Origin of the sequence: Virgibacillus proomii, from assembly GCF_900162615.1 — a bacterium.
GTDB lineage: Bacteria > Bacillota > Bacilli > Bacillales > Amphibacillaceae > Virgibacillus > Virgibacillus proomii.
This window is the reverse complement of record NZ_FUFN01000010.1, coordinates 403,591-415,757: the sequence shown is the minus strand read 5'-3', so window position 1 is coordinate 415,757 and position 12,167 is coordinate 403,591. Positions and strand designations below refer to the sequence as shown.

Genomic DNA, 12,167 nt, shown 5'->3' with positions numbered 1-12,167 from the left:
GCTATTGCACATCCCCCTCATAATGCCGCATAAATAAATCCTCTAATGTTGGCGGAGTACTCTCCAATTTTACAATTCCATATTGGCTGAGATAGCGAATTACTGAATCGAGTTCTTCTGTATCCACTTGAAAAGAAAGCTTATTATCTTTTTTGTTAACATCATGGATACCTTTTATATCAACAAGGGAAGGGATTGGCTGTTTTGTTTCGATTCGCAAATTGGTTCTTGTCAGATGACGTAATTCATAGAGGGATCCGGTTTCAATTATTTTCCCTTGACGAATAATGCCAATGTGATCACATAATTTTTCTACCTCAGATAAGATATGACTGGACAGTAGAACGCTTTTTCCTTCCTCCTTAGCCTCCAAAACGCAGGATTGAAAAATCTGCTCCATTAATGGATCGAGTCCTGACGTTGGCTCATCTAAGATATATAAATCTGCATCAATAGCAAAAGCTGATACTAATGCTACTTTTTGTCGGTTTCCTTTGGAATACGTACGACATTTTTTAGTGGGGTCCAGTTCAAAGCGCTCAATTAACTCTTCCTTACGATGGTTATTAATTCCACCACGCAATTTGATAAATAAGTCAATTACCTCTCCCCCAGTTAAGTTCGGCCAAAGATTAACATCACCCGGCACATAAGCTGTTCGCTTATGAATAGCTACAGCATCTTGCCAAGCATCCTTACCAAAAATCCTAACCTCTCCACTTGTCGCTTTTAAAATTCCCAGTAGCACTCGTATCGTAGTTGATTTTCCAGCACCATTCGGCCCAATAAAACCATATACTTGGCCTTTATCTACTTCTATATTCACTTGATCTAATGCAGTAAACTTGCCAAATTTTTTGGTTAAATTTCTTGTTTGCAAAACCGTCATGAAATTCACTCCTCTCATATTTGGCTTCTTTAACCTAAAGTAATAAACAAAAGTTAGAAGCACTCGGTTAGTGACGTACAAAACTAGAACCTTCTGAAAAGCGATAAAATGAAACTTCATTCAAGGAGTTCTGTTCCTTGAGAAATCGCGATGTATCGCTGACGTAGCAACCCTGTCCTGTCGACCCAAACGAAACGGGTATTTAGGAGCATTTTTCTCAGCAGCACGAAAAATATCAAGCACATTTTGAAATGAGAAAAATACATCCCCTTACATTTGGATAAAGGAAACATGCCTCTAAAACAGGGGTATGCCGACGCCCGAGCAGCAGCCCACTTTTAGTCGGCCTTCCTTTAGATTCGCTCTAACATTAACTTATCGTAGAAAAAAAAGGTCGAAGTTTGCTATAACTACAGTGCTTTTTTAAGCTAGACGATGAAGCTACTTTTTTAAAAAAATTATCGACAATGAATTAATTTTATAATTTCCTAAGCAACAAGAAGTTATGAAATAATTTTAATAATATTATTCATAATATACAAATTTTTTCCCCTTTGCAATAGGATATGAAATAATTTTATTGTTTTATTACATATTTTTTAATAAACTAAAGTGGAGGTGAATCAATTGGATGGTTTCCAAAGAAGACGAGAACTAAAAAAATCACATATTTTACAAGCCGCACTAGCTTTATTTATGGAATTTGGCATACAAAAGGTTTCCATCAAAGAAATTGCTGCAAAGGCAAATGTTTCTCAAGTTACCATATATAATTACTTTGGGGGTAAGGATCAATTAGTCCATGATGTAATCGCTTTTTATATAAATCAAGAGCTAAAAAGATATGAACAGATCATATATAGTGATCAGCCATTCCAAGAAAAAATGAGAGCGATTGTTTTCGCTAAAACAGAGACATCTAAACAAATAAACGACAATTTTTTTCAAACGATGATGAGAGAATATAAGAATGACAACAGTTATATTCAAGAAGTATACGTCAATAAGGCATTACCCATGACGATGGACTTGTTTAATGAAGGGAAAAAGCAAGGGTATATTGATCCACAATTGTCTAACCAGTCGCTGCTAATGTATTTACAAATCTTTCAGGAAGCGATGCAACGAGAAGATATCTATCAACAAATTCTGCCTTTGACAGAAGATATCATCAAACTGTTTTTTTACGGAATTGTTGGGAAAGATGGGCGAGAAGGAACATGAAGTCAAAATTAATTGCACTGCTCTCCCTTCCGTAGAAGTAATATTTTGCCTAATACTTTTTTATTGTTAGCTTGATTTTTTGCTATTGTTAATACTTCTGCGGACAAGCTCCTGCCATTTCATGCGTTAGCACTTTATACAGTTCTTTTCCACTTTGTTTCATATCCTTTTGGCTTGGTGTGACGCTCTCCTTAATTTATACAGCTTGCATCTGGTTCGACGTTGGATCGTTTATTTGAGATTAGTGGTTTAACTTTGTAGTAATTTGCTCTGACTTTGCAAGCTGCTGTTTCGATGCTTCGATTAGTTTATCAATTTTGAGTATATCGAGAATGAATCTATAAAACCATTGAATGATAGTAATGTGAGTGCATTGAGTAATAGAGGGAAACTTAAGGGCAGTTTTTTCAATCTTTGCATTCACAAAAGAATTCATTATACTTAAGAATAATGAAGGGAGATGACAAAATGGAACAACAAAGGAAGCTAGATCCTCATGTTTTTTCTATTTTACAAGATAAAATACAACGGATAGATACAGATTACGATGCAATATATTTAGTCGGTCCTATTCAATTGCCTGTCAATTTATACGGAGAGACAAGCCTATTTCATTGGTATTGCTGGCTTAACTCTAAAGTAGTCACTGACGATTATCAATCAATCATTGAGAAGTTATCCTCCGTAAATTTAGCTGAGTCTCAACAATCCAGTGTGCTAGTCTATGGTGACTTTGCCAATACTGACAATGCACTCGTCCGAATGCACTCTATTTGTCATACAGGCGATATTTTCGGCAGCAAGCGATGCGACTGCGGTTTTCAATTGCGAGAAGCAATGACACGAATTAAGGAAAACGGTTCTGGGGCATTATTCTATTTGGCTAATCATGAAGGCAGAGGAATTGGCTTATTTAGTAAAGCGATGACATATATCCTTCAGGAAAATGGATATGATACAGTCGAAGCAAATGAAAGCCTAGGCTTTGTGAATGATTCAAGAAATTATCAAGATGCCCTCTATGTACTAAAACGGTTACGATCAAAACCTGTAACGGTCATTACTAACAATCCCGAAAAGCTGGTGGCTTTTAAAAAGGCTGAGGTTCCTATTAATGGAAGAACCCCATTATGGGGCGACATATCTGAATATAACCGCAAATATTTGCAAACAAAGATAAACAAATCCGGGCATTTTCAACCGGAAGGAGCACTGTTGTAATGACGACACATGAGTTTTATATGGACATTGCTTTAAATCATGCACGTACTATGAAAGGACAAACCGACCCGAATCCATTAGTCGGGTGTGTTATTGTCAATCATAAACGTATTGTTGGTATCGGCACACACTTAAAGGCAGGAGAGCCGCATGCCGAGATTCACGCATTACGTATGGCGAAAGAACAGGCGCGAGGAGGGACACTGTACGTTACACTGGAACCTTGCTCACATCATGGTAGGACAGGCCCTTGTGCAGAAGCGATCGTCAATGCTGGGGTTAAAAAAGTGGTAATTGCTACCTTAGATCCAAATCCGATTGTTTCTGGTAGTGGCATTGCAATACTGAAAAATGCTGGAATTGATGTCGAGATTGGAATTCGAGAAAGAGAAGCAAATAAAATGAACGAGGTTTTTAACACATTTATTGTAGAAAGAAGACCCTTTATTACGCTAAAAACAGGCATCACCATGGATGGTAAAATAGCTACACATACTTCTCACAGCAAATGGATCACATCCGATGCAGCGAGAAAAGATGTTCACCAACTTCGACATCAACATATGGCGATTTTAACAGGAATAAATACGGTTTTAAAGGATAATCCGGCGCTGACAGCACGTATTCCAAGTGGACGTAATCCAATCCGTATCGTGATGGATTCTACATTAAAAATTCCACTCAACTATCAACTTGTTCAGGATCAGCAGGCGGAAACATGGATTTTCACAACAATGAACCATGATAAAGAAAAACGAAAAGCATTAGAGGCTTTGGGCATAACGGTGATTGTGACAGAGGATACAAGCATGGTAGACCCCCATCAAGTAGTAATGTATCTAGGAAAAGAAGGTGTATCCTCCCTTCTTTTGGAGGCAGGAGGTGCGATTAATGCCGCCTTTTTAGAACAGCAGCTCATTGATAAGGTGATCTTATATATGGCTCCAAAATTAATTGGTGGAAAAGATGCACCTACCTTCCTAGAAGGTACAGGAGTAGAAACAATGAAAGAAGCAATTGAGCTAACAGATATTACGATTGAAAAAATTGGTAAAGATATGAAGTGGGCAGGATATCCAATGTACAAACAAAATCATCGTTGAATAGCTCGTAATATACAGCAGCAAGTATAATAATATGCTTGCTGCTGTTTTTTGATAAGTGAGGGGATTTTACAGAACTTAAGTCTAATAATCCTCGTCGTACCCCGACATCCAGAACCTTACTAAAAGAAAACTTTCATTATTTGCGCTAGAATTTATATATACATCTAAGCTTTACAATTAGATTTTACTTAGTCTCTCCTTATAATTAATCCCTCCAATCAATTGCTAAATTTTCACAAAAATAGGATAATATACAAATCTTTATTTTATTATTAAGAATAGCAGTATAGTAGAGTTTATTTATAAAAACAATCTGGGAAAAGTTTGGAGATATAGATATGAACAAAATAGTATTTACAGCTATAATAGAATTAATCCTCTCTTTTGTGGCTTTTTAAAAAGCTAGGAAAAATGGCTTGTTTCTTACAAGTCTATCTTTGAAATGCATCCATTCAGTTTAAACTATGCCCTCAAACTTTACGACGCTTCTCCTTCTTTTGAAGAGACATTTTGAGTATGCTTTAGTTATTCCACTAATCTGTGTATAAGGAGAAATCAATTTGGTAAAAAAATCGGCAAGTTTTCTGATGAAAAAAAGGACTATTTTTTTATTACTAGGATTATTTTTAATTGTGTTGTCGAGTTCTCGATTATTGTGGATGAAATCATTTCAGAATCAAGAGCTACCACCTATTAAGGATGGGCAATTAGATTTACGAGGCTGGAATGCAAAAGATGATAAGGTTCTCTTATTAGATGGCGAGTGGGAATTTTACCCTTCAACACTGTTAATACAAGAAAGACAACAAGACATAGGTAATCCGGGACTTATTCAAGTTCCAGGCGAATGGAACGAAGCATTACGTTCACCGTATGGATTTGCTACCTACCGTTTGCGTATTCTTGTTAATCCTGATGAAGACCTTAATTATAGTATGCGAGTATCCAGTATACGAAGCGCTTCAGAAGTCTATGTCAATGGTCGTTTGTTAGAAAAATCCGGGCAGGTGGCAAAAAATAAAAACAGCTACTCACCGAAAAACTTACCTTATTCCACAACCTTTACAGCAGACGAAAACGGAGTTATTGACATTTGGATACAAGCTGCAAACTTTGTTGATATCCGTAGCAGTGGTATCATTCGCTCTATTAAGTTTGGTTCAGAAACTGCTATTATCAAAGACATGAAAAATTCCTATACACTGCAGATTTCAACTGCAATTATTTTTCTAGTTCATTCTATTTATGCAGCCATGTTATTTTTTCTTGGAAACAAGGAAAAGAAACTCTTATATTTCTCTTTACTTACTTTTTCTGCAATGCTCACAAATTTATTAAGTAATGATGAAAAATTATTCCACCAATTATTGTATATTGGCCATGTGTGGGATTTTCGCTTAGCTAATGCTGCTCTACTCATTGGATTCTATGCGATGTTAAAATGTACAGATCATCATTTTCTTCCGTATTGGCGCAGGATTTATCCTATTTATTCAGTAATTCTTTTGAGCACTGCCGGAATCACATTATTTTTAAATCCAACGCAAATCATTAAAATTTTTCCTATTTACTTTCTGTTGGTTGCAACGGCAACCATTATTACAGCTAACGCTATATTGCATAAATTTATAAAAGATCCAAAAAGTAATCTTTTATTGCTCTTTTCTCTTACTGCACTACTTCATCATTTTACTTGGGCAATCTTTTGGCGAGAAAATGGAGTTACTGTTATCCACTATCCGTTTGATTTATATATTGCAATGGGAAGTTTTGCAGCTGTATGGTTTAAGGATTATTTTAAAATGCATAGTGACACCAAAGAACTTGCAGCTACATTGCAAAGGATGAATGATCATAAGGATCAATTTTTGGCAAACACATCACATGAATTCAAAAATCCACTCCATGGCATTTTAAACATGTCACAAGCTGTTTTGAAAAGGGAACAAAAATTATTACAGAAAAGAAGTGTCAAAGAGCTTGAAACTATTTTATCTGTAGGAAGGCGGATGAATTTAATACTAAATGATTTACTTGATGTGATGAGCCTTCAGCAAGGAAATCCGCGTCTGCACAGGAAATGCATAGCCGTGGAACCAATTATTACAGGGGTAATCGATATATTACAGTTTACGGTAGAAGGTAAACCAGTAAAAATTATTAATCAAATACCTGAGGACTTTCCTCCAGTATTTGCTGATGAAAATCGAGTGATTCAAATTGTGTTTAATTTACTTCACAACGCTGTGAAATATACAAGCGAAGGTCAGATTTATATCCGCGCTTTTATAAAAGACGACAAAGCATTCATCGCAATTAAAGACACAGGAATTGGCATGGATAGAGATTTGCTAAAACGCCTGTTCCAACCTTATGAACAAGCAAATCCTAATGAGACGATGATAGAGGGAGGGTTTGGCTTAGGGTTAAGTATTTCTAAACAATTAGTCGAACTTCATGGTGGTACATTAGAAGTGAATTCCAATTTAGGAAAAGGCTCAGAATTCATTTTCTCTCTAAAATTGGCAGACGAGAACAAGCTAACTTCTAAGTCTTCTGAACAATTGACATTACGTACTAAACCGCTTCCAGACGATAGCCAATTGGATACAGAAGAATTTGAGATCTATCCAGATAATAATCATACAACCACACAAAATCGTACTACTAATCGATTAAACATATTGATTGTTGATGATGATCCAGTAAATCTTGAGGTGTTAAAAGCAATCCTTCGTCCGGAGGAATATGATATTACCGCAGTAACAAGCGGAAAAGAAGCACTAGCTGTATTGCATCAGCAAGAATGGGATTTAGTAATTTCCGACATTATGATGCCACAAATGTCCGGATATGAGCTAACTCAAATAATACGTAAACGTTTTTCGCTAACGGAGCTGCCAATTTTATTACTTACTGCTAGAAGTCAGCCGCATGATATCCGTAGCGGATTTTTAGCTGGGGCAAATGATTATGTAACCAAACCGGTAGAAGCAATGGAAATAAGATCACGGATTGAGGCATTAACTACGATTAAACGAGTTGTTCAAGAGCAGTTGCAATTAGAGGCCGCTTGGCTACAAGCGCAAATCCAGCCTCACTTTTTATTTAACACCTTAAATGCGTTAGCAAGTCTAAGTATAATGGATTTAGAAAAAATGCGAGATTTACTTAGTGAGTTTAGCCATTTTTTAAGGAATAAATTTAAGTTCAAAAATATGAATGAATTAATTCCGATTGAAGAGGAATTAAGTATGGTTCGGTCTTATTTGTATATTGAACAAGTGCGATTTGGAAATAGGCTTCAAGTTGTTTGGGAGAAAGATAAATGTGATGACTTAAAAATTCCATTCCTCTCCATACAACCTTTGGTAGAGAATGCTATCCGCCATGGTATTATGAAACGTATCGAAGGCGGGACAATTATTATTCGCATTTCTGTCTTTCAGTCATATACAGAAATATCAGTGGAAGACGACGGAGTTGGAATAGATCAAGTGACATTACAACAAATTTTTGCAAGAAAAACGGACCATAAATCAGGAGTCGGACTAATTAATACCGATCTGCGATTAAAACGCTTCTTTGGAACGGGGCTGCAAATCGCCAGCACGCCCGGGCACGGAACAAAGGTATCTTTTGTAATAAGAGATGAAATGATGAAAGTCAATAAAGCAAAACTTTATAACTTTTCATGACAAAGTCTATTTGCCTGAATGTAGGTATCGTAAGACTCCACTTTAAGAGTTGTAGAGATTATCGAGAAGTCGAAGTGGGAATTTAGGAGTCATTTTTCTCATCCGTATGCAAAATCTCAAGCTCTTTTTTGAAATGAGTAAAATACGGACTCTTCCATCCGGGATAAAGGAAACATGCCTCTAAAACAGGGGTATGCCGACGCCTGAGCGGCAAGTACGCTTTTAGTCGGCCTTCCTTTAGATTCGGGTAGATGTTGCTTATCGTAGGAAGAAGAGTGACGTTTGCTCCAGCTCGAGCGCATAAGCTACACAAAGATATCTACCATTGGATAGCAGGTATAAATCCCTAAATGACAAAACCTCATTCCGGGAGAGAATGAAGCTACCAGAATGAGATTTCCTTCAATTAAATGAAGCAGTAAAATTCCTGTTGGGAGTATAAACCATTTTGTGTGTAAATAGGAATTGTAGACATATCCATTTACACAAACTTTTTACGCTCTCTTCCTCTTATTACTATTCCTTTACTACTCCCAAGTTTCACTTTATCCTATCAGCTTATAATAAATTGCTCTCCAGTTCTTTCATTTCATAGAAATAGCCTTGTTTTTGCATCAACTCAGTAAACGTACCTGTTTCGACGATTTTCCCATCTTCCATTACAATAATTTGATCCATCTGCTCCATTCCAGCTAATCGGTGACTAATTAAGACGACCGTATCGTCTTTCGCTTGCCTAAATAAATGACGATAAATCACTTGTTCCGTAATCGCATCTAAGGAAGAAGCAGGTTCGTCAAGCAGCCAAAACCTACCACCTTTTAGCATTGCTCTAGCTATTGCTAACCGTTGTTTTTCCCCGCCAGATAAATTTTCTCCTTTTTCATAAACCGAATCATCCAATTGGCAATGATCTAATTGAACTTTTGCAAGAACGGAATGTAATGCATCATCCGTCGCAGTATCATCAGCTAACAATAAGTTGTCACGAATCGTTCCATAAAAGAAATGATTTTCTTGAAGTACAACATTGCAAATCTGCCAGATATCTTCCGGATGAATATCCGAAATATCCTTACCGTTCATACAGACCTTTCCTTTATTCGGTGTAACTAATTTCAGTATTAACTGCATTAATGTAGATTTTCCGGAACCACTCGCTCCGACAATAGCTGTTTTTGAGCCAGCAGGAAGATGAATATGAGCAGCCTTTACTGCAGCACGTTGCTCATCCGAAAAGGAAAATGTAACGTCTGTCATCTCAACCGTCGGTGCACCAGAAATTTCAAGCGGACTAGTTAGGTCTTTTGGTTCGTCATTTTTCTCTACCATTTGAAATAATCTCTCGGATGACTGTTTACTTTCATTGAAATGAATAGGGAAAACTGCCATTGCTGGCGCTTCTTCAAAGACCGTAAGTGAAATCATAACAAGCATTGCTAAGAAAATCCCTTCCAGATTCCCTTGACCAATGAGGTAAGCACCTACTGCAAGTACTGCCCAAGTAACGAGGAGAGAAACAAAGTTATTTAAAGACTGATTGAATAGTGTCGTTCTTTCTTCTTGCTCTTGTTCCTTAATGTATGAATATGAGGTTTCTAACAACCGCTTCTCCTTCTCTTGCAGCTGTTGATAAATTTTCAAATCACGAAAACCATATAATAACTCTGTTACCTCTGTCGATAAACTTGCCCGTTTCATACGTACTTGGCTATCAATTTTACGCTGACGAATTGCAAAAAGCGCAGGAATGACTATTGTAGTCAGTAAGAAGCCGATCAATAGCAAGATAGCGGTTTGAATAGAATAAAAGGTTGTAAAAAAGATCGTACTAAGAAATACAAGCCCAAGCACAATAGGAGGATAGACAACTCGTAAGAAGAAGTTTTGTAAACTTTCGACATCACCAACAATACGTGCAAGTAAATCCCCGCTTCGGTACTTTTGAAATATTCCGGGCGCTAACGGCTCCAATTTTTCATAAAAAGCCATTCGCAATTGACTAAGCATCGTAAATGTCCCCCGATGCGAAACAAATCGTTCTCCATAACGGCTAAAGGCCCGTACAAAGCTTAACAATTTTACCGAAGCGATTAAAATAATTAATGTATAAAAAGGTGGGGCAAAGGCAGCTTTCGAAATCAGATAACCACTAGCAGAAAACAGCATAACCGTCGCAATTCCGGCAATAAACCCAAAAACAATCGAAAGAATAAGGTCCTTTTTTTCCTTCATCATCATTTTTGCCACAAATGCCAGTTCCTTCATTCTCCTTTCCCTCCTCGTTGCACTTCGACCATTTCGCGATATTCATCCACGTTTTGAAGTAATTTTTCATGTGTTCCTTCTGCAATCAGCTGCCCATTATCCAAAAACAGGATATGGTCTGCATCTTTTATCGTGTGTAGTCGATGAGCAACAGTAATAACCGTAGCAGTCTCAGCCAATTTCTGAATAGAGGATTGAAGGACTCGTTCCGTTTTTAAATCCAACCCCACTGTTGGCTCATCAAACAAAACAATGGTCGGTTTCTTTAGAAATGCTCTTGCCAAGGCCAATCGCTGTTTTTCTCCACCCGAAAGTCCTCTTCCGCCTTCACCTACTAGCGTATCAAATCCGTTATCTAGTGAAGTAATCATTTCTAAAATTCCTGCTTGTTCAGCTGCTCTCTCGATAGCTTTTCTTGATATTTCTGTCTTATTACCAATAGTAATATTATCAGCAATACTTCCAGCAAATATATACGGATGCTGAGAAATATAGCTAAGTTGCCTAAACCAGTCTTCCTCTTGATAGTTCCATAAAGGTTTCCCATCAACCAGGATTTGTCCCTCTGAGGGTGTAATAATCCCTGCAATTAAATGCAATAACGTTGACTTTCCAGAACCGGTTTTTCCGACAATTGCATTTTTCGTTAATGGCAAGAATGATGTATGAATTGGTTGTAAGGAAAACTGATCTTCACCGTATTGAAACCCTACACCTTGTAGTTCAATCTGTACAGGTATTGATGTTTTAGCAAGTGGACGCGTTCCCCATACACGGTTTGCTTCCTTATCCTTTTCCAGCTCTTCTTCTACCTTTTGGGCAGCTCCCATACTGCTTTTTCCGTTATGAAACGCTGTTCCCAGTTCACGCAGTGATGTAAAGTACTCTGGTGCCAGAACAAGAACAAAAAAAGCTTTGAAAAATGAAATACCATCAAACACAATTAATTGCAATGCTACCTCCAAAGCAACTAACCCGATCGCCAGCATGGAAATAAGCTCCAGCATAAATGACGACATAAATGCTACTTTTAAGATTTCCATGGTTGCATCGCGAAAACGTAAGCTACTCGTTTGAATTGTATGCTTTTGCTGCTTCGCTTTTGCGAATAATTTCAACGTGACGAGCCCTTGTAATGTATCGAGAAAGCGACCTGAAAAAGCAGCCAATTCTTCCATTTGCTCTTCAGACTTCTTTTTTGTCTGCATACCGATAATTACCATAAATATCGGAATAAATGGTGAAGTTACTAGCATGATTAATCCGGAATTAACATGTTCGATAAACACAAATATAATGATAATGAGAGGAATAATCGCTGAACGAATAACTTGTGGAATATAACTGCTAAAATAGCTATCTACTTCATCAATAGCATCCATCAACACACTAACCTTTTGTCCAGATTGTCCCTTTAAAGATGCTGAAACCGGATTCTTTACAAAGTGTGCGATTAGCTTTTGACGAAATTGCTGTTTAGCATTAGAACCTAGTTGAATTCCAATTTTCCCACTAAAGTAAGGAATAAAACTCCTTACTAATAGAATGAAGAATAATCCTCCCAATAATGGGAGGATTTCCTGAAATGTTTGTCCCTTTAAAAAGACGCCATCAATAATGGAAACAAGTAAGTAAGCTTGTACTACAATGGCGACACCCATTAAGAGAGAAAGCACAAACAGATATACCATACTTATTTTATTTGCTTTGAGATAAAATTTCATATTATGCATGTAGACGCTCCTTGTTTAAAGATGGGGC

7 protein-coding genes are annotated in these 12,167 nt (G+C 37.1%); 4 read left to right on the top strand and 3 right to left on the bottom strand.

Annotation, left to right across the window (positions count from 1 at the left end; genetic code table 11):
• Nucleotide 1: 1 nt before the first annotated feature.
• Nucleotides 2-889, bottom strand: a complete 888-nt coding sequence (locus tag BN1066_RS09935; RefSeq protein ID WP_077319291.1) for an ABC transporter ATP-binding protein — start codon at nucleotides 887-889, stop codon at nucleotides 2-4.
• A 618-nt stretch (nucleotides 890-1,507) separates the two neighbouring features.
• Between BN1066_RS09935 and BN1066_RS09930 the strand changes: the two genes are divergently transcribed.
• The 4 genes from BN1066_RS09930 (at nucleotide 1,508) to BN1066_RS09915 (ending at nucleotide 8,138) form a co-directional block, all read left to right on the top strand.
• Nucleotides 1,508-2,113, top strand: coding sequence for a TetR/AcrR family transcriptional regulator (locus tag BN1066_RS09930; protein ID WP_342745601.1), 606 nt, complete (start codon nucleotides 1,508-1,510; stop codon nucleotides 2,111-2,113).
• Between the two features lie 468 nt (nucleotides 2,114-2,581).
• On the top strand, nucleotides 2,582-3,334 hold the full coding sequence (locus BN1066_RS09925) for a GTP cyclohydrolase II (RefSeq protein WP_143695780.1): 753 nt from the start codon (nucleotides 2,582-2,584) through the stop codon (nucleotides 3,332-3,334).
• Nucleotides 3,334-4,437, top strand: coding sequence for a bifunctional diaminohydroxyphosphoribosylaminopyrimidine deaminase/5-amino-6-(5-phosphoribosylamino)uracil reductase RibD (gene ribD, locus BN1066_RS09920; RefSeq protein WP_077319289.1), 1,104 nt, complete (start codon nucleotides 3,334-3,336; stop codon nucleotides 4,435-4,437). Before BN1066_RS09925 ends, ribD begins: the two co-directional genes overlap by 1 nt.
• Before the next feature lie 563 nt (nucleotides 4,438-5,000).
• Complete coding sequence (locus BN1066_RS09915; protein ID WP_143695779.1) at nucleotides 5,001-8,138, top strand: hybrid sensor histidine kinase/response regulator; 3,138 nt, start codon at nucleotides 5,001-5,003, stop codon at nucleotides 8,136-8,138.
• A gap of 558 nt (nucleotides 8,139-8,696) precedes the next feature.
• On the opposite strand, the gene cydC is transcribed toward BN1066_RS09915, so the two are convergent.
• Together cydC and cydD are read right to left on the bottom strand one after the other, a co-directional pair.
• A complete protein-coding gene (cydC, locus tag BN1066_RS09910; RefSeq protein WP_077319288.1) occupies nucleotides 8,697-10,406 on the bottom strand; it encodes a thiol reductant ABC exporter subunit CydC in 1,710 nt (569 codons plus the stop codon).
• Nucleotides 10,403-12,139, bottom strand: coding sequence for a thiol reductant ABC exporter subunit CydD (gene cydD, locus BN1066_RS09905; RefSeq protein WP_077319287.1), 1,737 nt, complete (start codon nucleotides 12,137-12,139; stop codon nucleotides 10,403-10,405). Before cydD ends, cydC begins: the two co-directional genes overlap by 4 nt.
• Nucleotides 12,140-12,167: the final 28 nt, after the last annotated feature.